The sequence below is a fragment of the Mesorhizobium sp. C372A genome (assembly GCF_030323245.1).
Taxonomy (GTDB): Bacteria; Pseudomonadota; Alphaproteobacteria; order Rhizobiales; family Rhizobiaceae; genus Mesorhizobium.
Genome location: NZ_CP100475.1, coordinates 296,699 through 320,820, shown reverse-complemented (window position 1 = coordinate 320,820; position 24,122 = coordinate 296,699). Strand labels below are relative to the sequence as shown.

Sequence of the window (24,122 nt, the reverse complement as noted above, 5' to 3'; positions counted from 1 at the left end):
ACAGTGATGAGTTGCTGCGGAAAGGAGAGTGTTTTCGCGGGACCTTGGTCAACGTAAGAAACAAACGTCGAGCTCGCCTTGGATGGGGGCATGCAGCACATTTGCCGCTGCAGGACAGCAGCACGGAAGCTGTCCGCGCTTGCCGTCGTCCATGGGAACCAAACAGCAGAATTTAGCGGTCGCGATTGATTTCATGTGCGTAAAATACCGCCCGGTGCGCTCGGCTGCAAATGCATGCCTGGCGGAGTGGTCGCTTAGGTCAAGAGCATCGCGTGAGTAACAGCCTGACCTTGCTCAATCTGATGCGCGCTAACCGCCTCGCCGGATTGTGGAACTGCTCGCGCGTGGCTTCTACCACAAACAGCAAGGTCATGAAATCAAGCAGGAAGTCGTCAATCGCTTGGGCGATTGTTTCTGACTTGCCCTTGAACTGGTCCAGCAAAACGCGCGCGCTATCGATCGCTTCCACGCTGGTCGCATCGATCAACCCCTCGACCCTCTTGAAACAATCCAACTCGAAACTCCTTAAGGCGCTCCCAAGGTGTTATGCACGAAGGCAGCTCCGTGAACTACCCGGCCTTTGACCTGACGGCACGAGCAGCAATCGGCCTTACGTCTCGTGCCAAAGCACGAGCCATAGACCTGGGCGCTGAGGAGCGTTGGAAGATCGAGCGCTTCCGCCTGGTCGAGCGGTAGTGTGGACAGTGCTTGCTGGCGGCTACGCCAACAATGGAGTGCGCCAGCTGATTGGGGCTTAACAATTTTTCGCTTTTTGCTGCGCCCAACTCTCGGCTATGACTCGGACAGGCCTAATGGCCTGCCCACGTTGCATTGTAGAAGAAGGAACAAGTATATGACGACTGGAACGGTAAAGTGGTTCAACAGCACCAAGGGGTTTGGATTTATCCAGCCCGACAATGGCGGGCCGGATGTTTTCGTCCACATTTCCGCTGTCGAACGCGCGGGCCTCTCGACCCTCGCTGACGGCCAGAAGATCAACTATGAAATCGAGCAGGATCGCCGCACTGGCAAGTCCTCCGCTGGCAGCCTGAGCAAAGCTGGTTGAAATTTTCTCCTGCGAAGTCGCAAGAGTGGGCGTGTAGGCCCGGAAGTGCTCACGGCCGCTCGATAGGGACGAGCAAAAGTGAGGGCAGCAGATTGCTGCATGGGTCGCGAATTCCTCATGAAACAAGTTGTTGGAAAGGAAGGCGGGGTTGGCCCCGCCTTTTTTATGCGACGATTAAGCCGACGGCTGCAACGCTGCAGAAGGGATTTCAATTGCCGCAATCAAGCCGCGACCTTCTTGCGAGTTCGCTTCGTCGGCACCGGCGCTTCCGGCTCTTTCGGCGCTTTCGGTTTGCGGCCGAGCCCCATCGATTTCGCCAGTGACGAACGCTTCGCGGCGTAGTTCGGCGCCACCATGGGATAATCCACCGGCAGGCCCCATTTGGCCCGATATTCACCCGGCGTCAGCCCATAGTGGGTCGACAGATGGCGCTTTAAAGATTTGAATTTCTTCCCGTCTTCAAGGGAGATGATGTAGTCCGGTGTCACCGACTTCCTGATCGGGACTGCGGGCGTAAGGGCAACCGGCTCTTGTGCAGGGATACCTCCGGCCGTCGCTCTCAGAGCCGCATGCACTTGGCCGATGAGGGCAGGGAGATCCCCCACCGGGATCGGATTGTTGGACACGTAGGCCGACACGACGTCGGCGGCAAGCTCAATGAGGGTGTCGACGTTTTTTCCGGCTTCTTCTGTCATGAAACTCTCCAGGCGGTGAAACATAGTCAGCGAAGCGTCGCTTCATAGGGCCGGTTGCCGCTGAAAGCAACAATGTCTCTGACTGCGTTATTGCCAATGCTCGTCCAGAAGCGACATCGATGCGCCATATTTCGCGTTGTGACCGCTGAGCCACTCGTTGTTGGCGACCCTGCCGAGGTGCGTGGCGCGTTCCGCTCGAACTTTGCGCCGAAGTTGCTAGTAGCCTCGAGGCTAAGCGCGCTGTTTTTGTCGCGCTTTGCTTCTTTGGACTGTGAAACCGAGCGATAGTGGTCGCTTGATGGTGGGCGTCAGGGACGATGGAACAAACGTTCATTGGCAACGGCCAAAGTGATGTAAGTTCATCGCCGGTGAGCCGCTCTTGCAAGGGGCTGGGAACCGCCGCTGATAAACCTAGGACATCAATGTATTTCGAGGCGTTTCTTAGCCGGTCCTGGAGAGGCGGCAATGGCTGCGGATGACACCTGTTCCACGATATCAAACAGCGCGGCGACCGGCAGCTTCTCGAATCTGGAGCGGCTTCTCGCAAGTTGGCGCCGCGCCGAGAGGCCGGGCAAGGACAGTGAGCCGCCTGCATCAATCATACGCATCAACCAGCCAGCGACGCGTCCTCATACAGAATGCCGCGACCGGCCGTGTGATCTCGCCGGTAGTCGCCGAGGCCCTCTGCATGAAGCCTCCGGATGTGCTGACGATCAACCAGGCCAGAAAGGTCGACGTCCTGAAGCAGGGATGACATGAGTTTGCCACTATGCGCAGGTTTGCCATGCCCTTCCGCGGCATTTTGCGGGGCCTGTGAGTTGGGCAAGCTCGGCACTTCGATCGACTTGGCGTCACCCGGCTCATTGCCATCACGCGTTTCAGTCTGGTCCTACGCCGTGACTCCGTTCGCGATGCCATTGAACTGCCGTGGAGAACGGCCGAAGCGGAAGGGCTGATCAACCGCCTGAAGACGATCAAACGTACCATTAGGCAGCGCCGGCTGCGAACTCCTTAGGCACGCATGCTGCCACTCAGCCGGCCTAATCACCACACGAAGCGAGGAAGAACCTGGTCAAGTGCAAAGCGACAATTGCCTCGACAGCAGGTCTCGGAAGGTTTATGCTGCCCGATGTTACCGCAATCCTGAATGGCGATTGAGTACCTTCACGAGTGAAGGGAGTGGAACTGCTTTGTCGGCCAAATTGTTGACGGAACGCCCGGCGCCCATTGTTGCTACATGTCTAGATTCTTGGGGCGTTTTGGATGATGCAATCCACCAGCTCACTCCAAAGGGCAGTGGAATCTGGAACAATGTCGCTTTTGTACGCACGACATCCTTCGTGCCCGATTGGCATATTGTCTTTAACTCTGCTTCTCTTTTTGGGCTCCCTGTCGATATCGAGGCGAGCCCAAACAGGACAATTTTTGCAATCGGCGAACCGCCGACGAAAGCTCATCGTGCATTTCATGAAGGGCAGGGGAAAAATACTATCGTCCTGACGTCTGACGCAGAGCTGGTTGCTCGGCAGAATGCAGCTCGCCGATTCGTTTTGTCTCCACCGATCACTCGGTCTTGGTCTGTAAACAAGACATATGACCAACTTCTGGTCAGCGAAGTCATGGATAAGCCACTTCGGCTCTCATGGATTACCAGTAACATCGCCCTGCTTAGAGGACATCGGTATCGGCTGGCGTTTCTGGAACGGCTAAGAAAGGAGCTCGATTTTGACCTGTTCGGCCGAGGTTTTCGGCTGATTGGAGATAAATGGAACGCGCTCGCACCTTATCGTTACAGTATAGCGTTCGAGAATACTCGTGCTGATTACTATTTTACAGAGAAGCTTATGGACTGCTTCGTCGCTGAAACAATGCCGATCTATTACGGCAGCCCGGCAATCACGAGGTTCTTCCCTTCGGACTCTATGGTTCTGATTGACCCAGAGGACAAGAACGTAATCCAAAAAATTCAAGAAATCATCAACTCAGACCTCTGGAAGGAACGTCGCGGCGCAATAAGAGAGGCGAAACGGCTAGTCCTCGAGAAATACAATACGTTTGCTTATCTCGCGGGCTTCATCGAAAGCGTTCAGGATAAACCCTTACCGCCAGAAATTATACACATCGAATCGCCTGAAGTTGATTTTTCGATAGACGAATGAAGTACTCCAACGCGCGATTCGCGTGCCCAGCGGTTGGTGGTCTGGCGAGATCGGTGCGGAACGCTCGGCGGAGAATGCCTGCTGCGCAGACGGGCCGGCACGGGCGCACAAGGTCATGCGCCCCGGCTGCCGCTGATCAGACGAACTGGGGAAGGCCAGGAACGGAATTGAGGACCTCGTCCACGAGTTCGTCGCCGGCATGTTCCTTGGCGCAGGCGATCGTCTCGTTGGCGAGGGCGGCGATCTTTGCCATGCTGAGACCCTCACCCATCAATTGCTGCCCGAGCCCCATAAGGCCGCCACCCTCTGGGTCGTCGCCATGATACTTCGCTACTAATTCCGAAGCTCCCGGAATGGCCTCGATCATGCGCGCGCCGGGGCCGTCGGCCGCGTGGCTCCGCAGGAACCCCAGCATTAACCCAACGGCCTTCTCTGCGAGAGCCGGGCCGATGCCGGCACCAGTGGCGATGCGCGGTAAGATTTCTTCCATGCAGGGTCTCTCTCTCTTTGATTAGGTTTACAAGAGGCCGGTCCGGCGCCCCGCGCCCTTGGCCGAACCACAGTTGAACTCCACAAAATAGGCCAGCGGAAGTGCTATTGCGCCTAAAAGCGCCTCTGTCAACGCAAGCTGCGTCGGAAGTGCGTGTTTCGCAAACCGAAGATCATTGCAATTCACTTCATTACGCATTGGCAACCGCACAGTTTGCGTTGGCTCGCTTATGGGCCAATGCCCCCCGCCCGTCAAATGATGACGACAAACTGGTCAGCGCCTAGGATCTGTGGATCAAGGTGAGGCAGTTACAGCGGGTGGACCTGCTCGATCGCGGCGCCGTCGACACAAAGGGCTAGATTGGCGATACTGCGCGTGTTGGCCATGTCTTTCCTCGCGTGATGGGATGTTCGTGGAAGCGGAGCTATATGCCGGTGTGACGGTCCACAAAGGCGGAACGCCTATTCCGATACGACATCCATACTGTCACATAGACCGTCGCTGCTTAGGTATTGAAACCGCCATCGCTGGTGACATCACAATGTGCAGTCGGCGGGTGTCGATAAGGCCGATTCACGCAACGAATGAACCCTGACGGTTCAGAAGCTCACTTTTCGCAAGGCGTGCAGCGCACCTCGTGCAAGAGATTGCCAGTCTTGCGCATGCTGTGACTTTCTCAACCTTGGCTGAAAGATCGCAGTGACCGAATCTACGAAGCCGCCCTCAGGGCGTGCTTTGATGCATAAAACCGGTTGCCAACCAGGGATACTCCTCCTCCCTGAAGTCCAATCGAGAAGAGCGATCGCTTCCAAGAGGGTCCCAGCTCAGCTGCGAAAACAGGTGTGAGACCCCGTCCTCTCCCTCAAGCTGATCTAGCTCAGGGCGTTCATGAGCCGCAGATCGCATAATGGCTGCGTGGACGACGCAGGAAGACCAATTATGAAAATCCTATTCAGTACGATGGCTGTCACCTTGCTGGCACCCACCGCCTTTGCTGCGGATTCGATCCCCACCGACCTCAGAGATACGGCATTGGCCACCTTCACGGCTTTGCCATCCACCACGCCGACAGTCGCCAACAACCCGATCACCCCGGAAAAGATCGCTCTCGGCAAGGCACTGTTCTTCGATCCACGCGTCTCGGCGTCAGGCGTCTTGTCGTGCAATTCATGCCACAACCTGGCCACCGGCGGCGACGACAATCACGAAACCTCGATTGGCCATGGTTGGCAGAAGGGACAGCGCAACGCGCCGACTGTACTGAACGCTGTCTTCAACATCGCCCAGTTCTGGGATGGTCGTGCCGAAGACCTGAAGGCTCAGGCGAAGGGACCGGTCCAAGCCGGGATCGAAATGGCCAATACACCGGGCCAACTCATCGCCACTCTCAAGTCCATGCCGCAATATGTCGAGTGGTTCGATGCAGCTTTTCCGGCTGAAGCCGATCGGGTCACCTTCGACAACTTCGCCAAGGCGATCGAAGCCTTCGAGGCGACACTGGTCACACCTGCCCCGTTCGACAGCTTCCTGAATGGTGATGAGGTTGCCATGACTTCCGAACAGAAACAGGGCCTGGTGCTTTTCATGGACAAAGGCTGCTCGTCCTGCCATGCCGGCATCAACGTTGGTGGGCAAGCCTATTACCCATTCGGCCTCGTGGAACGGCCCAGCGCCGAAGTCCTGCCGGACAAAGACAAGGGCCGATTTGAGGTCACCAATGCAGCCGACGATTCCTATGTCTTCCGCGTGGCGCCGCTGCGCAACGTTGCACTCACCGCGCCATACTTTCATTCGGGCAAGGTTTGGGATCTGAAACAGGCCGTCGCCATTATGGGGACCACCCAGCTCGGCGTAGTACTGGCGGACGAAGAAGTTGACCTGCTTGTTGCCTTCCTCAACTCGCTGACCGGAGAGGCACCTGACGTCGCCTATCCCATCTTACCCTCAGAAACGGCGACAACGCCCCGGCCTGTAACGCAGATCTCAGGAAAATAAGGGCCAACTGGCTGCGGACTTGCAATCGAAAATGATTGGCGATTTTTACTTGGCGACACGAATTGCGACGTCCATCTCCGAATTGGCGGGACGCTAGCGATACCCGAACCCTGCCACCTCGCCCGTAGTCTGCGCGATCAACTGGGGGCGGACAGACGCAGCACCATATATTGTCGCTGCCTGAGCGAACGCGCCAAGCAGTCTACTTTGAGAAACGACGCCAGTCCGATTTGTTCGAGGCGCGGGGCCTGTATGTCCCCAAGGAACCGATGTTATAGCGTAGTGCCACATTTATATTTCTGCGGGATTAAGACACGTGCCGTAGGGAAATTGCACATTTGCGCCGAGTGGCTCATTTCCAAGAGTGTGATCGGTTTGGCATATTCCCGGCCGACATCCGCCAGCCGGCAACTCCCCACACGGTGAGGAAGAGAGGCCTCACGCCTGCACTTTCTGCCGGAGCGCGCGTGCTGCAGCGACCATGTTAATGAGGGCAGGGCGGACCTCCTCCCATTTGCGTGTTTTGAGGCCACAGTCCGGGTTTATCCACAGTTGGCCGTCGGACAGTCGCTCGCGGGCAAGCATGACTAAGTCCGAAATCTCGCCGACTTCCGGGACGCGTGGTGAGTGAATATCATAGACGCCAGGACCGATTTCGTTCGGATATTTGGAGCTCGTGAAGGCGTCCAACAGTTCCATCTTCGAGCGCGACGTCTCAATCGAAATGACATCCGCATCCATTCCAGCGATCGCGTGAATGATCTCGTTGAACTCCGAATAGCACATGTGGGTATGAATTTGAGTCGCGTCCTTTACACCCGTTGAAGCGATCCGGAAACATTCGACAGCCCAGTCGAGATAGACTTTCCAGTCAGATTGGCGCAGTGGCAATCCTTCGCGAAACGCGGCCTCATCGATCTGGACCATCCTTGCGCCGGATCTTTCGAGATCCGTCACTTCGTCGCGGATGGCGAGCGCGATCTGGCGGCAGGCTTCGGAGCGGGGTACGTCGTCGCGAACAAAAGACCAGTTGAGAATGGTGACTGGGCCTGTGAGCATTCCCTTCACGGGCTTTTCCGTAAGCGACTGGGCGAATTGCCACCAGCGCACTGTCATCGGATTGCGCCTCGATACGTCGCCGAAAATGATGGGGGGACGCACGTAGCGCGACCCATAGCTTTGTACCCAGGCATGCTGGGTGAGCGCGAAGCCGGACAACTGCTCGCCGAAATGCTGTACCATGTCGTTTCGCTCGAACTCACCATGCACCAGCACGTCCAGCCCGATCTCTTCCTGCCAGCGAATTGCAGCCTCGATCTCCTTCTTCAGGAACGTCTCATAGTCGACATAGCTCAGCTGGCCCTTCGCATGAGCGGCCCGCGCCTTGCGTACCTGCGGCGTCTGCGGGAAGGACCCGATGGTCGTCGTCGGGAACGGCGGCAGCCCGAGTGAGCCGGCCTGGACTCTGGAGCGCTCGCCAAAAGCGCTCTCTCGTCGCTTCGCGCTGTCCTCAATGCTAGCGATCCGCCCCTGAACAAGCGGGTCATGGATCCTCGTGGATGTCACGCGCGTGGCGGCAGCCTCGGCAGACGCTTTCAACGCGCCTGCCACCGCATCCCTGCCTTGGGACAGGGCCCGGGCCAGCAAGACCAGCTCGTCGGTCTTCTGGGCCGCGAAGGCGAGCCACGACCTGATGTCCGCGTCGAGTTCCGTCTCCATGCGCAGATCAATCGGCACATGCAGCATCGAGCAAGAAGGCGCGATCTCGACGCGGTCCAAGGGCCAGCCGGCGACGATCGGTTTGATGCGGTCGAGAATGGCGGGCAGGTTCGCACGCCAGACGTTGCGGCCATCGATCAAGCCAAGCGAGAGCACCAGATCCTTCGGAGCGAGCCGAGCCACCGTTTCCAGCTGCTCGGGAGCGCGCACGAGATCAATATGCAGGCCGGCCAGGGGCAGAGAAATCGCGGTTTCGAGATTGTCTCCCAGCGACCCGAAATACGTAGCCAGCATGATCTTCAGCTCGGGCGCGGCTTTCGACAGCTGGCCATAGGCGAATTCGAACGCAGCTCGTTCGTTCGGGTTCAGATCGAGGACAAGCGCTGGCTCATCGATCTGCACCCAGTCGGCTCCCGACAGCTTCAGCCTCTCCAGAAGCTGCTCGTAAACCGGCAGCAGCCGCGGTAGGAGAGCGATGGGACCGAACCCCTCGGCAGGCGATTTCGCCAGCTTGAGGAAGGTGATGGGTCCAAGGATGACTGGGCGTGTGTGAATGCCGAGAGCTTTAGCCTCGAGGAAGTAATCGACCGGCTTCGATGACGAGAGGGCGAACGTCTGATCATCATCGAGTTCCGGCACAATGTAGTGGTAGTTGGTGTCAAACCACTTGGTCATTTCCATCGCGGTTACACCAGGTCCATGAGCCTCCTCCTGGTAACCAGCGTGTCCACAATCCTCCGTCTGACCCTGGTTGCCGCGCGCCATTGCGAAGTAGATGTCAAGTGGGACCTCGCCGCTATTCCAGCCGTAACGGGATGGAACGGCCCCGACCATGGCTGCGGTGTCGAGCACTTGGTCGTAAAGCGAGAAGTCGTTCGACGGGATTTTCGACACACCGCGATCGCGCTGCTCTTCCCAGCTAGCGGCACGGAGCGCCTTCGACGTCGTGAGAAGGTCGCCAGCGGACGATGTTCCGGACCAGTAGCTTTCAAGCGCGAATTTCAGTTCTCGCCGACGACCGAAGCGCGGCACGCCGAGCGTTGCTACAGGAATTTGCTGAGAGACAGTCATGTCATACCCCGATGATTGGGGCGTCGGTGACAAGGAAGGCGCTAGCAGGCCGGCATCAACGCCGGGTTGCAGCGGCCACCGAGACACCCCGCCCGTGGACGTAATTCGCGTGGCAGGCCTCCTGGCTCGCGGGGTCATAGCCTCTACCCGTCTTCCTGAGGGTATTCGCCTCAGTGACGTGATTGGGGTTGGCTCGCCGCTAACAGTTGCGGGGGCAGCGCCGGCATCGCACCGGCTTCCCTCTTAGCTCCGCTGCGGCAGCGCCGCACGCGAGAACCACGACACGTAGACAATCACAGCAGTTCGCTCTTTTGTCAATGACGCATAACGAAATGTTTATGTAGTTATGTGATCGCGCTTTTACGCCTTTGTCTAGCATTGTGAAATATTCAGTCTGCTGCCCGCATTCGGCATCGTGGGACGTGATCGCAAGTCAAGTCCGACGGACGCCGCGAGTTCTCCGTTACCTCAGGAACCTTACTGGCCTTCCCCAAGCTGAGCTTCTGGAAAATGCAGGTGACGATCTGGATGACGGTGAATGCCGTCATGGCAAGCACGCCTTGCACCGCTCCTCCAGCGAGCTTCACGGCAGCAGCATGGGTCAGTTCTCCGAAGCGAATGGCTGTCGCTATCAGCGAGCTTTGACACAGTTCCGCCACTGCGGTCATCGCGTCAGTAGGGCGGCTGGTTAGTTGCCCGCGCATCTACAGCAACCCAGCCCCTTCCGCCTCGCGGCGCAAATTCTGCCTTGGCCTTGGGCCGATCTGCTGGATCACCAGGCCGGCCGCCAGCGAGCCAAGGTCGCCGCAGGTCTTGAGGTTGCGGCCCTGCGTGTAGCCATGCAGGAAACCGGCGGCGTAGAGGTCGCCGGCGCCGGTGGTGTCGACCAACTCCTTGATGGCGGTCGCCTCGATGACCACGGTCTCGTCGCCGCGCACGATCACTGAGCCTTTTTCGGAGCGGGTGACGGCGGCAATCTTGCAGTCCTTGCGGATCTGAGCCAGCGCCTCGTCGAAGGATTTTGTCTGGTAGAGCGACTTGATCTCGTGGCTGTTGGCAAAGACGATGTCGACCGTGCCCGAGCGCATCAGCTCGAGGAACTCGTCCCGGTAGCGGTCGACGCAGAACGAATCCGACAACGTCATCGACACTTCGCGTCCGGCCTCGTGTGCGAGCTTCGCCGTCTGCCGGATCGCCTCCTTGGCGCGCGGCGGATCCCACAGATAGCCCTCGAAATAGGTAACCTTGGCGCCGGATGCCTTGTCGGCCTCGACATCCTCAGGGCCAAGCTCGACGCAGGCGCCGAGATAGGTGTTCATCGAACGCTCGCCATCGGGGGTGACGAAGATCATAGAGCGCGCCGTCGGCGGCTCGCCCTTGAGCGGCCTGGTGTCGAAGGCGACACCCTGTGCATGGATATCGTGCGCATAGATTTCGCCGAGCGGATCGTTCGACACCTTGCCGAAGAAGGCGGCGCGTCCGCCGAAGCTGGCTACGCCGGCCGCCGTGTTGCCGGCACTGCCGCCGGAGGCCTCGATCGCCGGGCCCATGCGGCTGTAGAGCAGTTCGGCGCGGCGCGTGTCGATCAGGTTCATCGCGCCCTTGATGATGCCGTTGATCTCGAGGAATGCCTCGTCGCACTGGGCGATGATGTCGACAATGGCATTGCCGATGCAAAGCACGTCATAATCCGGCATCAATGTCTCCGCCAAAAAACCCGAGCCGGCTTCTCGCCACGCCTGCCAGGCGCGGGTCTGCCCGGTGGAAATGGGCTTTCCGCTTGCCAATCCGTTCGCCGGCGGCTCTCACGGGGCGGCGAGTCCTGCCTCGCGACGCAATTCGTCCGCCCTGTCTGTCTTCTCCCAGGTGAAATCAGGCTCTTCACGGCCGAAATGGCCATAGGTCGCTGTATTGCGATATATAGGGCGTAAGAGATCAAGCATCTTGATAATGCCTTTCGGTCTGAGATCGAACAACTCAAGAATGAGGCGCTCGATCCTGCTTTCCTCAACCCTGGCTGTCCCGAACGTGTTGACCATGACGGAAACCGGACTGGCCACGCCGATTGCGTAAGCAAGCTGCACCTCGCACACGTCCGCAAGTCCGCTAGCGACGATGTTCTTTGCGACATAGCGGGCTGCATAGGCAGCCGAGCGGTCAACCTTGGACGGGTCCTTGCCCGAGAAGGCGCCGCCGCCATGACGACCCATCCCCCCATAGGAATCGACGATGATCTTGCGTCCAGTGAGACCGCAGTCGCCGCGCGGCCCGCCGACTACGAACCGCCCCGTCGGGTTGACCAGAATTCTGATGCCTTCCGTCTCCAGGTGGGTCGGCAGGACAGGCTTTATGATTTCCTCAATGACGCCCTCGCGGACAGTCTCTTGCGAGACCTGCTCGTCATGTTGCGTCGATACGACGATGGTATCCAGGGCGACCGGGCGCAACCCCTCATAGCGCACTGAGACTTGGGATTTCATGTCAGGACGCAACCAGCCAAGCTGTTGTGCCTTCCGGACATACGCCTGCCGTTTCGTCAAGCGATGAGCGAGCTGGATCGGCAAAGGCATCAGGGTATCGGTTTCGCGGCATGCGTAGCCGAACATGAGGCCCTGATCTCCCGCTCCCTGCTGGAGGTCTTGCCCTCTTCCCTCGTCAACGCCTTGGCTGATGTCGGGCGACTGCTCGGTGAGGGCATGAACGACGGAGCAACGCCGGCCGTCAAAGCCGACGGCCTCGTCGTCGTACCCAATGTCGAGAATCGTATCGCGCGCAACTTGGCTGTAATCCACCTGGGCATCGCTGGTGATCTCGCCAGCCAGAACGACTATCCCTGATTTTACCAACGCTTCACAGGCGACGCGCGCCTTGGGATCTGTGCGGAGGATGGCATCGAGGATGGCATCCGAGATGTTGTCGGCCAACTTATCCGGGTGCCCCGCGCCAACCGATTCGGAAGAGAACACGAACTGCCTAGCCATGAATACCTCGCTTCGGATGTTGGATGTGGTATGGGCATTTTGCTTGGCCCACCTTACTTGTCGGAGATGCCCGGGACCTCGAACGCAGCGCACATGTCGGCAACGTCTCTTCGCACGCAGGCATGGAGATCTTCGTCGTCTGGCCGCTGGAGGACGGAGTCAATGAAGCCAGCAATTTGCACCATTTCCACATCGCGCATGCCCATTGACGTCACTGCTGGCGCCCCCAGGCGAATTCCGCTTGTGACCGCCGGATGCCGCGGGTCGCCAGGCACCATATTAAAGTTTGTGATGATTCCTGCCTTTGCTAGTCGCTCGGCATAGGCCTTGCCCGATAGTGGCCGATCGCGAAGATCAAGGATCAGCATGTGATTGTCCGTCCCCCCGGTAACCAGGTCATAACCTCGCTCAAGCAGTGCATGTGCCAGAGCCTTGGCATTCTTGACCGTCTGTTGGCCGTAGCCTCGGAAGGACGGGTTCGCGGCTTCGTGCAAGGCAACCGCTAGCGCAGCGATGGCATTCATGTGAGGTCCGCCTTGCAGGTGAGGGAAGACCGCCCGGTCTATTCGTCTGGCGAGATTGTATTTGCTCTTTGTATGATACAGGGCCTGATAGCGATCTTCGTTCCTTGACAAAATGAAGCCACCGCGGGGACCGCGGATCGACTTGTGGGACGTGCTGCTGACCACGTCGCAATGGCCCACGGGATTCGGGTGCGCTCCCGCGGCAATCAGGCCGCTGATGTGCGCAATGTCGGCTACGAGATAGGAGTTCGCTTCCAGGGCAATTTCTGCCATTGCCGCGTAGTCAAAGACACGCGGGTAAGCGGTTCCGCCGACCCAAATGAGCCGCGGCCGTTCCCGCTTGGCTGTCTCGCGCAAGCGGTCATAGTCAATCTGCTGTGTCTTTTCATCTAGTCCATAGGGCACGCGTTGATAGTCAGTTCCGGAAAAGTTGATGGCCCAACCATGAGTCAGATGGCCCCCTTCCGGAAGGGGCAAGCCCATGACTTTGTCACCGGGACTCAAAAGCGCACGATAGACAGCCTGGTTGGCCGGCGAGCCGGAATAAGGCTGGACGTTGGCATGCTCGCTGCCAAATAGCGTTTTCAGGCGCCCAATGGCCAGATCCTCAAGCTCATCAACGATCTCGTTTCCAGCGTAGTAGCGCGCGCCGGGGTACCCCTCGGCGTACTTGTTCGTGAAAATCGAGCCGTTCGCTTCCAGCACGGCCGAGGACGCAAAGTTCTCTGAGGCGATGAGCTTGAGGGTCGTCCGCTCCTGCCGCTCCTGTCTCAGAAGCAGCTCGTGGACGCGGCAATCAACCGCGGCCAAGGAAGACCGCCCGTGGGTGTCCGGCTGTGCGATTGCGCCGTCTGCGGAGTTGTCCATGGTAGCTTCGCGCTCCAATTGGATTGACCTATTTCACGATCAAGCACGCGGTCCCTTTCGGCCGCGTGTCTCGTACCGCTTCGAGCCGCTGCAGGTCCTGTTTATGATAGCCGTCGCGATGGGGCAGGAGATCGACCAATAATTGAACCAGCCCGCCGTCGTTGGATCCTGCGTTGAGATGGTACGAGCGCCACGGAGGCTGTTCGTTGCAGCAAAGAAAGTCGGCTCTGGCGAGCAGCCGGACGTGTCGCGCAACCCGCTCTCGACACACGCTCAGAATCTCCGCTAGCTCGCAGACAGTTAGGTCCGCATGCGCACAAAGGCCCAGGATTCGAAGGCGGTCAGGATGCGCTGCCATGCGTAGGCGACTAACCAGTGTCATCATGGCTCAGGACCAAGTCCTACCGAATTTCTCATTTCGCGTTCTCCGCAGAAGTTGCGATTTCGAAGGGTTGTCCAACGACCGGACAAATCTCGGTGGCCGTGACGACCGTCGATATCCTGTGTCGAACAAACAAATGGGCGCTCTTCTTGCCTTTAGCCGAAATTGCAAGCAGTTCGGCCAGTCGAAGACAAGCGGGGCCACGGTTTGGAACCACTGACCTCAGACGTTGCAATAAGCCTACCATTCAAAGCGAGCCGGAGTTGCTAAGAGTCTATGAATTTCCTTGAAGGATCTGTTGCAACGTTTGCCCAGCCTGGCCTGCTCCCGGTTTGCAGCGGTCATGGTCAGGCGATCCATCGCCTCTGCGAGCACGATCAGGAATTTGCCCTGCATCGCATCGCTGATCAGCTCCTGAAGGCCGGGACGCAACAGCGACCCGCCGCAGATCGCGCGGTGGGTATTGCTGTCGACGACTGTCCAGCCTTGCTTTTCAGCACGCAAGCAGCAGAGCCGCAACTGATCCTCGATCGAGGCGTCTCGGTGATTGTCAGTTGAGTAGCGAGCGCCAAGCGCGACCTTCATGAGGCGGCCCCTTACTCCGGGACGCGGTCTCGCGTCTGGCTATCCGTTTCGGCTTGAACGAAATCCCGTGCGGCCTGTCGCGCCAGCAGCCGGACCAGATTGACGAAGCGTCGATCGGGCTTCGGCGACGCAGACACAGCCGATTCGCGGGCCGCGCCGGCGACCACACGAAGCTTTTCGGCTGTTGCCGTTTCGGCGCGCTATGATCGCGTTCCTGTCCTGACGCGAAATACTCCGTTTCGCGACAATGATGCCAAGTCACAGTGCTTCGACAAGCTGGAATTCTATCAATAACGCGCGTCGCGCAGGAGCCAGTGCTGGCCGATGACGGGGCACCTTGTGCTCCGAAGAAGCCATGGCTATATATCCGGATAGAGAACGGAGGCACGCGATGGGCAACACTGCACAGAAGAGAGCCATCGAGAATTATCGCTCTCGCCTGGCTGAGCGCGGCATCGCGCGGTTCGAGATCCAGGCCTTCGACGCAGACCGCGATCTACTGCGAACTCTTGCCCGAAAATTAACGGAGAGCGGGCCGGATGCCCGACAGCTTCGTCGGACCATACAGCAAGCCGTGGCGGGTGAGCCACCGAAAGTGGGCAGCATTCTCGCCGCGTTGCGTCGCTCCCCTCTGGTTGGCTCCAATCTCGACCTCAGCCGGCCGCGCGAAGAGGGGCGCAAGACCGACCTGTGACGCGCTACCTTCTTGATACCAACATCATCAGCAACGTCATAAAACCGGAGCCTTCGGGCTCGTTGCTGGCCTGGATGGGCGCGCAGAAGGACGAAGACCTCTTCATTGCTTCGCTTACTGTCGCCGAAATTCGCCGAGGCATCCTAGAGAAGCCGAAGGGGAAGAAGCGCAGTAGCCTTGAAACTTGGTTCGAAGGCTCCGAAGGCCCGCAAGCGCTGTTCGCTGGCCGCGTGCTATCGTTCGACGAGAAAGCTGGCCTCGTGTGGGCGCGGCTGATGGCCAACGGCAAAGCCAGAGGCCGTTTGCGGAGCGCCCTAGACACAATCATTGCCGCTGTAGCCGAAGTCAACGAGTGTGTCGTAGTGACCGACAATGAAAAGGACTTCGAGGACGTTCAGATAATCAACCCGCTCCGTAGCTCTGGAAGCCAAGCGGGTGATGATAGCTCCAACGGTCCGGCCGTTTCAATTTGAGGATTTCAGCGGCACGGAGTCCGAACGTCTCGTGTTCGCCTACCTTTAGCGATGGCTGGATTGATCTTACTTAGTTCGGCCAGGGACGTCTCTTCCAGTTCCGCTTTAATGCCATCCCGGTTCATCTAGTCAGCTCGATCTACCAACAGTTCGCACGCACGAGCGCCGCGAACAAGGCGATCGCAGGGACTGCGCGATACGCGTGTCGAGCTTGCCCATCTTACACTCGATCTCGTCTTCGAAGGCCCTCTCGCCAAACGCCACTGTAGTCCATCCCGCGTGCGCCTCGGGGGCCTTCTCATCGAGGGTTTCTCGCCACTGGTCTGGCGCGCTACCAATGGCAAGTTCGCCCACTGGGAACTCGCCGGTCTGCACTCCCAGCTCTGGGCATCCACATCAACTGCGGAGCTCTTCATAGCCGTGTTCTTCCTTTAGCTGGCAGCTCTCGAGCTCGACGAGCAGCCGATCAGCGACACCCGCGACCTCAAGTTCGACCCGGTTGACTCGATAACACCCTATTGGCAGATTCAGTCGGGGAGGATCTGCCCACTCCGATCACAAGCCGATCTTTCGACCCCGTGGTCGGGAATTCTCCATGGACCTTCGTGAAGAAGGAATGCAGCGCCGAAAGCCGAAGCGCTTCCGATAGATCGAAGCCCCTTCCGAGTCGGAGCCCCGATTAGGCATTCCTGCCACTCTATCTAGCCGACCCCCGTGGCCGCGTTGCCGATCGGTGCGCACTAGTCGCCTACATCGCCCCGGCACGTGAAGATCGTCTCTGCTGATGCTCTTGAGCAATTCAGGCCGCCTCCGGCTGGCGTTTGATCAGCGTCAGCGTCAACCAGCGCGCGGTCAGCGCCGGCTTTTTCGAGCCCTCGATCTCAATCGTCACGCCCAGCGCCGTCTGCACCCAGCCCGACGGCCTGACCTTGACGTCGGCCAGTACGAAACGGGTGCGGATGCGAGATCCGGTTTTCACCGGCGCCAGGAAGCGCAGCGATTCGAAGCCATAGTTGACACCCATCTTGCAGTTTTCGAGCGGCCGCATGGTCTCGAAAGTCATCGCCGACAAAAGCGAAAGCGACAGGAAGCCATGTGCGATGGTGCCGCCGAACGGCGTCTCGCGCTTGGCGCGCTCCGGATCGCAGTGGATGAACTGGTGGTCATCGGTGGCCTCGGCGAACTGGTCGATCATCTGCTGCGAGACCACCCGCCACGGCGACACGCCGACTTCCTTGCCGACGCTGGCCAGAAGTTCGTCGAGACTGATCGGTTCCACGCTAATGTCCTCCATTTCAACCGTCCGAAGCGCGAGCGGCTTCATTCCGAACAGTGTCAGCCCATGCTGCACCGACTGCCGGCCATCCATCGGCAGGATGGCGCCGGTGAGATGACTGCCGTCACGGCTGTACGAATAGAACGTTCCGCCGGCAATCTCATCGGCGCACCGATGCGCCCGATCCGAACATGGCCGCAGACGGGCTGGCTTGTACCTCGGTCGCGGTGCGCGTCCTACAGGCCAACGAAACAGCTCGTCTTGCTACCGGTGATCATTCCGCCGGCGCCGCTATGCGGTATTGTCGCAGATTGATAAAATCAATTGTCTGGATAGTAACCATCCGTGTTTCGAATTTGGAGGAGTCCAGCAGACGGGGTGGCTTGTGGTCCTTGTTGAAGCGCGCCGGCCTCATTCACCGGTAGCACTGAGCCGGCAAGAAGCGCCAGTTCAATGACATTGGGTGTCGACACGGCAAAGCGGCATCAGATGCTACTTCATGATGCGGGATGGCGCTTGCTTCAAGAACGCTCGGCCTGACGTGGAAGCACCGGATCTGGATTGCCGGTGCGCGGATATTCGCGCAGCACAGCGGCAACCGCAGCGACGATCGATCTCAGCCGTTGCGAGCATGCCGATCTTGGTGGCGGCCACTCTGTTAGGCTGAAGCGTAGCGCGCATCTGATCCGCCACCGGACGGGGTTGCGTAACTTGGATTTCCAGGCGTGTTCATGGGTTTGCACCGTCAGCGCGCTGACAGCAAGGCAGGTGCGCACGCCACTGGAAGCGATCGTCTGGATCTCGCGGGCAATTCCAGCCCCCACCGCTGGTGTCTGACCCGACAGCAACGAGCACATGCGGTTCTCGCCTCGGCGCCATTGCTCTGGTCTTTCGATCCATTCTCGCGTGCGCGCTTCTGGGGCGTCGTTCAGCGCAAAGTCGGTGACCACGGCTGCGCTTTCCGCGCCAGCCTCAAAAAACGCCTTCGAGACGGTCAGGTTGAGGCCGCCGATGCAGACCAATGGGATCGGCGCGACCTGGTGCTTCCACCGCTGATCCGCTCGAGTCCTCGCGACGCCCATTCATCTTCTTGAGGCTGTTGGATAGACTGGGGCGAGCGCCACATACTCCGGTTCCGCCACTGGCGCCGTTTCCAGTTCGGTGTGATCGTGGATCGACAGGCCGAGCTTCAATCCGACGTATTTCATCGCCAGCATCGGCGGCAGCCAAATCCTTTTGACCAAGATGGACGAAGTCGCAGCCTTCCTCGATTGCCGTGCGCCAAATGTTGTTGACTCACTTGGCAACCATGGACCGCGCAGGCGTCGTTCGCGCGGCGGATTTCCGTCTGCAGTCCTTTCTCGTCCATATCCTTTATCCGGAGCTGCACCAGACTCACGCCGAGCGGAACCAGCCGGTCAATCCAGCCGGCACGTCCACGACTTCATGAGTAGACGGCCCTGCCAATCGTCGGTGGGTAGCGCCGTTCGAGCATTCCCGAGCTGAAAGCTTCACGACCGGCATCGACCGCTTTGCCGAACGCACGCGCCATGCCGACCGGATCGGCCGCCCTCGGGACCGCCGTGTTCAGGAGCACGGCGTCAAACCCGAGCTCTATGACGGTCGCCGCGTACGACGGCCGAGCCGTGCATGCACAATCAACGGAATGTAGGGGGAATGTCCGCGCATCAACTGGACCTCGGAGCTCAACGCTTCATCGCATTAGAATGAGCGTTCGAAACGCAGGATACCGCCGACACTGCTCTTCTTGTTGGCATTGGTCCAGTTCACTTCGGAAGCTTTCACCTTTCCGACGGCGGAGCCTCCGTAGCGGTCATAGTCGAGTTCAGCCGTAACTGTGAAATCGGGAAGGAACGCATAGGCGACGTTCGCAGCGACACCATAGTTGTTGAGCTGATCACCCGAGAGCTGAAGGTTGAACGAAGCTGACTCGGTGAGCTCGTAACCGGCGCCAGCCCAGAAAGCCCAGTTCCCACCCCAAGGTTTATAGAAACCGCGACCATGAGCGTCTACCGAATTCGTCGAGCCGTAGTTGAGCTGGCCATGGGAACCGTAGCCCAACATTCCGGATAGCAATAGTTCGTTGGTGACATTGATGTCGACACGGACCTTGGCGGCCACCGATTCGTAGTTGCTATCATAAGCTGCAACGCCGGTGATCGCTCCCCAGCCATGTGCGTATTTCAAGCCGCCTACTATGTGGGGAGCGTAGCTGTCGATTGTGCCGACCACGTCCGAGCCTTGTTCCAGCGAAACCACGGCCGAAAAGCCGTTCCCTGCGTCCAAGTAGTACTGAACCACATTGGTATCGAAAGCGCCGTACGGAGCCGGCGTCTGGTTCAGTACATCACCCGCGCAGCCAATAAACATGTCGAAAGCCGACCGGTCCTTACCAACTCGCAGGCCACCAAGCTGAATCCAGGCGATAGTCAGGCCGCTGCCTCCGTTCAAGGCATAGGACCGAGAACTGTCCGAAACCGATGTCTGGTGGCTGCCGAAGTTCACGCGGGTTTCGGTGTAGGTCTTCAACGTCCCGCGTTCGGTCTCCTGGCCGGTCCAGGTTTTCAATGTGAAGCGTGTGTTGTTTTGCCACGCGCTCTGATGCTCACCAGTCCTCACATCCGAGGTTCTTGAGTGGTCAAACAATCCGACGTTGTAACGGACAGAGCCGCCGATTCGCAGGCAGGTCTCGGTGCCTGAAATGTAGACGTAGCCCGAGCCGTAGACGTCGCAGATCTTGACGTACTCAGTCGGGTCAGGCTCGGCGGCGGTGCTGACGGCGCGAGCGTTGGAAACGGCAATCAGTGCCGCAGTTGAGCCGAGGAGGAGGCTCCTAGTGGTCATTGTCGATCTCCGCTTTAATAATAAAGTGATGGACGCGAGTGATTCTGTGAACAGCTTTGAAACGTGCGCAGTTTTGCTGCGCCGTCAGCTAAGCCCTGAAGGAAATCCTAGAATGTACTCTGGTGATTGTTGTCCAATATTTGGTTTTAGCTGCCGATAACATAATTTTCGCCGAAATGGAGGTATGCAAAATTTCGTACAATCATCACAGTCAACTCAGCTGGTAGAGGTAGGCGTCACAAAGGGTCCTGCATTCGACCGCAAATGACGTGCCAGCCTGACGACCAGCTGCGGCTTGAAGCTCAATTGTGCGGGCGGACCTTGGTTCGCACTTCCTTGTTTTTGCCTTGCGGATCCACCCAAGCACGAACGGAAAACGTTCGGCTACAGTTCGACTGTTCGCTTCGCGACAGTTCCGTTCAATGGGGACAGCATTGTTTGTGGTGAGCCCGACGTTGAGGCATCATGCGGCGGCACCGCTCGGCACGACGCCGTCATGTTGGCGAGCTGATGCTCGACAACTACGCGCTGCAGCCTTGCACCAAACAGCGCTCGGCAATAAGTCTCGACCAGCGCTCAAAGTCCCGATAGGTCCGGCCGTTAGGATGGAGTGCGCAGGCCACCCCTTCACGCTGGAATTCTTCGAATGTGATGGCGATACGCTTTATCGCGTGAAGATCATCTGTTCGCGGATTGTCGAGCAGAAGACCGAAGTTCGGGGTCGTTACAAGCGCGATTCCAAGTTCCTTTGTCCCCCTAATGATGGCGGTGCGCTGCTCGCCAAGGGTCCACCACTATGTGCGACAGAGGTTTCGCGCGTTTCGAAGTGAAGCTTCCCGTGTTTGAAATCGATGAGATCGGGCAAGCGCCAGGCGAACACTTTGCCAGTGAGCGGCGTCGTTCGACTGCTTCCATGGTAGATGAGCGGCACGATATCCGCGCTCAATTGGGCAGAACAAACTGCCGTGCGTGGAATGTCCTCAAATCCGAAGCCGCCAACCTCGCGCATCTGCTGCACAAAGAGCTGCGGCTTATGCCGCCGCCAATGCTCACGATTGGCCAAATCTTTGGAAGTTGGCTCTCCGGGATCGATGAATCTGAGAAATACGAATTCGCCATAGCGCTACTCCGGGACGCGGCACTGCCGCATCAAATGCGAAAACGTGATCGGGACCGCGCGGAAGCGCTACACCTCGCAGGTGGGCGTCCACCATCGCTCCGGAATCGCGCCGTTGCTCTGGCGCAAGAACGCGGCGAGGTACGGACTCGCGATCTCACCGACGTCGGCATCCCACGGTGCTACCTCTCCCGGATGTGCGAGGAAGGGCTGCTCGTGAAGGTCGGCTATGGGCGGTATCGAGCCGCTGCCTACGTTGAAGCGAACTGAGCTGGCTAGGCGAGTGACTTCAGGATGACCCCGGAAGTATTATCAAAGAGATCGTTGCGGAAAATTCAGATTGGCATGTGCTCAAACGTGATCCAGAATTTCCGTTGAGCAAAGTTGGTAGTGAAAGCGCGTGACCTCGTCGGCGTGTGGCAGAAGGCGATTTCAGCTGTGATTGACAAGACCGCGCCTGCTGGTCGCTAACGGTCAGCGACAAGAGGCCTGGCACACTAGCACACGTGAGTTCAGGGCTCATGAAAGGGTAATGCTCAACAATCCTGCTCAATGAACGTCGTAATGAATGACGAGCTTGTTCTGAGTATTTAACAGGTGAGCGATTTCAGGGGCGTGAATTCGGTTCATTCAGGTTGTAAGGTCCAAAAAGGTTGCAACTTACTACCGACACCGTCCCGTCATCGCGCAATTGCAATTCGATCTAACCGGCTTATTCTGAGCTGTCGGGGAAATGTTACAGCGGAGGGAAACCGTGAACGATTTGCTGACCAAACCGGCTACGCCTCGGCTACTATGCTAGTATCGGGGATTTATTTGCTAGGAGTGGGACATGGGCATTAACGATATTTCGACAGATCCATTGGCTGACCTCGAGGACGCTTGTGACCTTATGGATGGCAGTTGCGCCGGGCGCACTCACTTCATCCTCCACCAGACCGTGGACGGAAAGCTCACCTACGACACAGTGAAGCCTTGGATTGGGAAAAAGCGTAACAAGTCGCACGCGGTAATTCTCAAAACGGGAGAGGTGGTCCATTTGTGGCCATTCCAAGAGACGAACGTGTGGGCGACGAAGGCAGAGTCCGGCTTGAAGCCAAAGAACGGAAAGCTGCCTAAGTTCGACCTTAAGGGCAAGGCAATTAACATTGAAATAGACTACGAGGAGGGGGGCTCTCCGAACTCGGCGCAGTACACGAGCCTAGCGGCTTGTTATATTGGCGCTTGCCGTACGGTCGATCGAGTTCTCACGATCGTGCCACATATAGAAATCGATCGCGGGATTCCGGACGGCCACAGTGACCCGCAGAACTTCAATTACACGGGATTCTACGAGCGATTGAACGATCTGGGCGTGGACATGGATCGGGTTCCTCGGTTCGACCATGACCGATATTGGGCAAAGGAGTCGTACAAGGTCCCGTACGCGGATGATTGGTTTTCATGGCCACCGGTGCTGACCGGCGACCCGCATGCCAAACCCAAGGGGGTCGAGCGAGTGGCGAGCCCGCACGGCGATCAGCGCGAGTGGGCAGGGATGCTGTCGAAAGATGCCAGCTTTCACCTCGTTTCAACTGGCGCGATTGGGGTCAAAGAGTTCGATCGCCTTATTCGAAGACTTGAGCAGGAGAGGGAGATTCTTGCCGAGGAAACCGAGGAGCGGGATGAAAACTGAGACGACCACGCGCCACGATCTTCCAAACGTTGATCATTACTGGGGCAGCGGCATTCTGAGGCGAGCCAGTGCTCGAGAAGGGTTCGCCGTTCTGCGCGGGCAATCGGGTGTATTTTGGGAATGGGCACGAATGGCGGACGGGAGCTAGCATCTTGTGAGTCATCTAGGAATTGCTGAAACTCCGAGCGCAAAGATGCCACAGGTGGGCTGCTGATAGCTACGCCTGAAGGAGCGCACTTCAGACAGTCGCTTATCGATGTATGAAGTTAGGTCCTTGATATAAACGCCTTTGGCACTCTTCTGGCTTCTTTCCTGCTCTGGCTAGCGGAAGCTCAATTTTTCCAGCGCTCACTGTACGAAAAAATTGGTGAGCGTCTGTTGTTCGGCAGCCATCGGCAAACGCTCAGAGGCGCCGAAGGCGCGTTCGTCATGTTGCTCCCATCTGGGCGCCGTCGCCCGATTGCAAAGGAGCAAAGGGCGTGATCGCAAGCTAGTCGAGGCGCTCGGCAAGGCAGCTCCGCCGGTTGTGTGCGTCAAGTTTTGCAAAATGGGGCGGCCATGATGCTGGTCATGCGGCTTGGCGCAGAGCGAGCTTCTTGTGCTCGCGCAGGTCGTCCATGTTGATGTATCGGTTGGCCTCCATCCAGTTTTCATTGGTCTCGACGGCCAAGGCCCTGACCAGGCGCAGGCAGCTTTCGGTATTGGGGAAGATGCGCACGACATAGGTGCGCCGGCGGATTTCCTCGTTGAGCCGCTCCAGCATGTTGGTGGATTTGAGATGCTTGTGGTGCTGTCTCGGCAGCCTGAAGAAGGTCAGGGTTTGTTCGATGGCATCCTCGGCCCAGCCTGTCAGGCGCGGATAGCGTGCCGACCATTTGGCAAGCCATGCGGCAAGATCAGCCCTGGCCTCTGCGAGATCGCGCCGGTCGTAGAGCCAGCGCAATTCCTGCAGGCAGTCGTCGCCGTGCTTCCTCGGCAGATGATCGAGCGCGTTCCTGAGGAAGTGCACGTAGCAGCGTTGCCAGGCGGCTTCGGGGATCACCTCGCCGATCGCTGCCACCAGGCCGGCGTGATCGTCGGACACAACCAACTCGACGCCCTTGAGGCCGCGCGCCTTGAGGCCGACGAGGAAGTCCCTCCAGGCCGAGCGGCTCTCGCGATTGGCCATCTCCACGGCCAGGATCTGGCGCCTTCCGTCCCAGTCGATACCGACCGCGATCAGCACCGCCTGGCTCATGACAACACCGGCTTCACGCACCTTCTCGTAGCGCGCATCGAGGATGAGGTAAGGAAACGGCTCTTGAAGGGGGCGCCTGGCAAAGGCAGCGAGGCTCTCGTCCAGCCGCTTGCTGATGGCCGAGATCGACGAGGCCGAGAAGGCATGGCCGCACAGTTCTTCCGTGATCGCCTTCACCTTGCGGGTCGACACGCCCTGCACATACCTCCGCCAGCGTCGCCACCAATGCCCGCTGCGCCGCGAGGAGGGCA

At 58.5% G+C, this 24,122-nt stretch carries 17 protein-coding genes, 3 pseudogenes and 1 riboswitch; of the genes and pseudogenes, 7 read left to right on the top strand and 13 right to left on the bottom strand.

Features of this window, described 5'->3' with window-relative positions; genetic code table 11:
• Positions 1–259: 259 nt before the first annotated feature.
• Entirely contained in the window at positions 260–514 is a 255-nt protein-coding gene (locus tag NLY42_RS01410; protein WP_023671853.1) for a hypothetical protein, read from the bottom strand.
• 339 nt (positions 515–853) lie between these two features.
• On the opposite strand from NLY42_RS01410, the gene NLY42_RS01405 reads away from it, so the two are divergent.
• Positions 854–1,066 (top strand): cold-shock protein, encoded by a 213-nt coding sequence (locus tag NLY42_RS01405; RefSeq protein ID WP_023671852.1) that lies wholly within the window; start codon positions 854–856, stop codon positions 1,064–1,066.
• 221 nt (positions 1,067–1,287) lie between these two features.
• On the opposite strand, the gene NLY42_RS01400 is transcribed toward NLY42_RS01405, so the two are convergent.
• The gene (locus NLY42_RS01400) at positions 1,288–1,761 is read right to left on the bottom strand and encodes a Ros/MucR family transcriptional regulator (protein WP_023690583.1); all 474 of its coding nucleotides are present in this window, start codon (positions 1,759–1,761) and stop codon (positions 1,288–1,290) included.
• A 1,154-nt stretch (positions 1,762–2,915) separates the two neighbouring features.
• On the opposite strand from NLY42_RS01400, the gene NLY42_RS01395 reads away from it, so the two are divergent.
• Complete coding sequence (locus NLY42_RS01395) at positions 2,916–3,920, top strand: glycosyltransferase family 10 domain-containing protein (RefSeq protein WP_156933857.1); 1,005 nt, start codon at positions 2,916–2,918, stop codon at positions 3,918–3,920.
• A gap of 136 nt (positions 3,921–4,056) precedes the next feature.
• Here the strand turns inward: NLY42_RS01395 and NLY42_RS01390 are convergent, their stop codons facing one another.
• The gene (locus NLY42_RS01390) at positions 4,057–4,410 is read right to left on the bottom strand and encodes a hypothetical protein (protein WP_023690586.1); all 354 of its coding nucleotides are present in this window, start codon (positions 4,408–4,410) and stop codon (positions 4,057–4,059) included.
• 939 nt (positions 4,411–5,349) lie between these two features.
• Here NLY42_RS01390 and NLY42_RS01385 point away from each other — a divergent pair.
• Positions 5,350–6,405: a cytochrome-c peroxidase gene (locus NLY42_RS01385; protein WP_023685632.1), complete on the top strand. Its 1,056-nt coding sequence runs from the start codon at positions 5,350–5,352 to the stop codon at positions 6,403–6,405.
• Between the two features lie 438 nt (positions 6,406–6,843).
• Here the strand turns inward: NLY42_RS01385 and metE are convergent, their stop codons facing one another.
• The 5 genes from metE to NLY42_RS01355 all read right to left on the bottom strand — a co-directional run bounded on the left by metE (position 6,844) and on the right by NLY42_RS01355 (position 14,534).
• Complete coding sequence (gene metE, locus NLY42_RS01380; RefSeq protein ID WP_023755992.1) at positions 6,844–9,195, bottom strand: 5-methyltetrahydropteroyltriglutamate--homocysteine S-methyltransferase; 2,352 nt, start codon at positions 9,193–9,195, stop codon at positions 6,844–6,846.
• 94 nt (positions 9,196–9,289) lie between these two features.
• A riboswitch (cobalamin riboswitch) is annotated at positions 9,290–9,491 on the bottom strand.
• 408 nt (positions 9,492–9,899) lie between these two features.
• Positions 9,900–10,892, bottom strand: coding sequence for an adenosine kinase (locus tag NLY42_RS01375; RefSeq protein ID WP_286489020.1), 993 nt, complete (start codon positions 10,890–10,892; stop codon positions 9,900–9,902).
• Positions 10,893–11,000: 108 nt separating this feature from the next.
• Entirely contained in the window at positions 11,001–12,176 is a 1,176-nt protein-coding gene (gene metK, locus NLY42_RS01370; protein WP_023693516.1) for a methionine adenosyltransferase, read from the bottom strand.
• 53 nt (positions 12,177–12,229) lie between these two features.
• Positions 12,230–13,567, bottom strand: coding sequence for a serine hydroxymethyltransferase (gene glyA, locus NLY42_RS01365; protein ID WP_023755995.1), 1,338 nt, complete (start codon positions 13,565–13,567; stop codon positions 12,230–12,232).
• Between the two features lie 622 nt (positions 13,568–14,189).
• Positions 14,190–14,534, bottom strand: a complete 345-nt coding sequence (locus tag NLY42_RS01355; protein ID WP_023755996.1) for a recombinase family protein — start codon at positions 14,532–14,534, stop codon at positions 14,190–14,192.
• A gap of 391 nt (positions 14,535–14,925) precedes the next feature.
• Between NLY42_RS01355 and NLY42_RS01350 the strand changes: the two genes are divergently transcribed.
• Together NLY42_RS01350 and NLY42_RS01345 are read left to right on the top strand one after the other, a co-directional pair.
• The gene (locus NLY42_RS01350; RefSeq protein WP_023755997.1) at positions 14,926–15,228 is read left to right on the top strand and encodes a hypothetical protein; all 303 of its coding nucleotides are present in this window, start codon (positions 14,926–14,928) and stop codon (positions 15,226–15,228) included.
• On the top strand, positions 15,225–15,701 hold the full coding sequence (locus tag NLY42_RS01345; RefSeq protein ID WP_023755998.1) for a type II toxin-antitoxin system VapC family toxin: 477 nt from the start codon (positions 15,225–15,227) through the stop codon (positions 15,699–15,701). Before NLY42_RS01350 ends, NLY42_RS01345 begins: the two co-directional genes overlap by 4 nt.
• Before the next feature lie 799 nt (positions 15,702–16,500).
• Here NLY42_RS01345 and NLY42_RS01340 read toward each other — a convergent pair.
• The 4 genes and pseudogenes from NLY42_RS01340 to NLY42_RS01325 all read right to left on the bottom strand — a co-directional run bounded on the left by NLY42_RS01340 (position 16,501) and on the right by NLY42_RS01325 (position 19,842).
• Positions 16,501–16,995 (bottom strand): MaoC family dehydratase, encoded by a 495-nt coding sequence (locus NLY42_RS01340; RefSeq protein ID WP_031203438.1) that lies wholly within the window; start codon positions 16,993–16,995, stop codon positions 16,501–16,503.
• Positions 16,996–17,849: 854 nt separating this feature from the next.
• A pseudogene (locus NLY42_RS01335) lies at positions 17,850–18,400 on the bottom strand (thiamine phosphate synthase); the annotation flags it as partial.
• Between the two features lie 21 nt (positions 18,401–18,421).
• A pseudogene (locus tag NLY42_RS01330) lies at positions 18,422–18,681 on the bottom strand (thiazole synthase); the annotation flags it as partial.
• Positions 18,682–18,699: 18 nt separating this feature from the next.
• On the bottom strand, positions 18,700–19,842 hold the full coding sequence (locus NLY42_RS01325) for a porin (RefSeq protein ID WP_023756003.1): 1,143 nt from the start codon (positions 19,840–19,842) through the stop codon (positions 18,700–18,702).
• Between the two features lie 838 nt (positions 19,843–20,680).
• Between NLY42_RS01325 and NLY42_RS01320 the strand changes: the two genes are divergently transcribed.
• Both NLY42_RS01320 and NLY42_RS01315 read left to right on the top strand, forming a co-directional pair.
• Positions 20,681–21,229 (top strand): type IV toxin-antitoxin system AbiEi family antitoxin domain-containing protein, encoded by a 549-nt coding sequence (locus tag NLY42_RS01320; RefSeq protein WP_245263595.1) that lies wholly within the window; start codon positions 20,681–20,683, stop codon positions 21,227–21,229.
• A gap of 562 nt (positions 21,230–21,791) precedes the next feature.
• Positions 21,792–22,634 carry an N-acetylmuramoyl-L-alanine amidase gene (locus tag NLY42_RS01315; protein WP_023702986.1) on the top strand — a complete coding sequence of 281 codons (843 nt, stop codon included), beginning with the start codon at positions 21,792–21,794 and terminating at the stop codon, positions 22,632–22,634.
• 568 nt (positions 22,635–23,202) lie between these two features.
• On the opposite strand, the pseudogene NLY42_RS01310 reads toward NLY42_RS01315, so the two are convergent.
• Positions 23,203–24,109, bottom strand: a pseudogene (locus NLY42_RS01310) (IS256 family transposase); the annotation flags it as partial.
• Positions 24,110–24,122: the final 13 nt, after the last annotated feature.

What these genes read in the sequence shown, in the direction of transcription:
- NLY42_RS01405 (WP_023671852.1), top strand. Translation starts at nt 854, where the DNA reads ATGACGACTGGAACGGTAAAGTGGTTCAACAGCACCAAGGGGTTTGGA.
- NLY42_RS01400 (WP_023690583.1), bottom strand. Translation starts at nt 1,761, where the DNA reads ATGACAGAAGAAGCCGGAAAAAACGTCGACACCCTCATTGAGCTTGCC.
- NLY42_RS01390 (WP_023690586.1), bottom strand. Translation starts at nt 4,410, where the DNA reads ATGGAAGAAATCTTACCGCGCATCGCCACTGGTGCCGGCATCGGCCCG.
- NLY42_RS01385 (WP_023685632.1), top strand. Translation starts at nt 5,350, where the DNA reads ATGAAAATCCTATTCAGTACGATGGCTGTCACCTTGCTGGCACCCACC.
- metE (WP_023755992.1), bottom strand. Translation starts at nt 9,195, where the DNA reads ATGACTGTCTCTCAGCAAATTCCTGTAGCAACGCTCGGCGTGCCGCGC.
- NLY42_RS01375 (WP_286489020.1), bottom strand. Translation starts at nt 10,892, where the DNA reads ATGCCGGATTATGACGTGCTTTGCATCGGCAATGCCATTGTCGACATC.
- metK (WP_023693516.1), bottom strand. Translation starts at nt 12,176, where the DNA reads ATGGCTAGGCAGTTCGTGTTCTCTTCCGAATCGGTTGGCGCGGGGCAC.
- glyA (WP_023755995.1), bottom strand. Translation starts at nt 13,567, where the DNA reads ATGGACAACTCCGCAGACGGCGCAATCGCACAGCCGGACACCCACGGG.
- NLY42_RS01355 (WP_023755996.1), bottom strand. Translation starts at nt 14,534, where the DNA reads ATGAAGGTCGCGCTTGGCGCTCGCTACTCAACTGACAATCACCGAGAC.
- NLY42_RS01350 (WP_023755997.1), top strand. Translation starts at nt 14,926, where the DNA reads ATGGGCAACACTGCACAGAAGAGAGCCATCGAGAATTATCGCTCTCGC.
- NLY42_RS01340 (WP_031203438.1), bottom strand. Translation starts at nt 16,995, where the DNA reads ATGGAGGACATTAGCGTGGAACCGATCAGTCTCGACGAACTTCTGGCC.
- NLY42_RS01325 (WP_023756003.1), bottom strand. Translation starts at nt 19,842, where the DNA reads ATGACCACTAGGAGCCTCCTCCTCGGCTCAACTGCGGCACTGATTGCC.
- NLY42_RS01315 (WP_023702986.1), top strand. Translation starts at nt 21,792, where the DNA reads ATGGGCATTAACGATATTTCGACAGATCCATTGGCTGACCTCGAGGAC.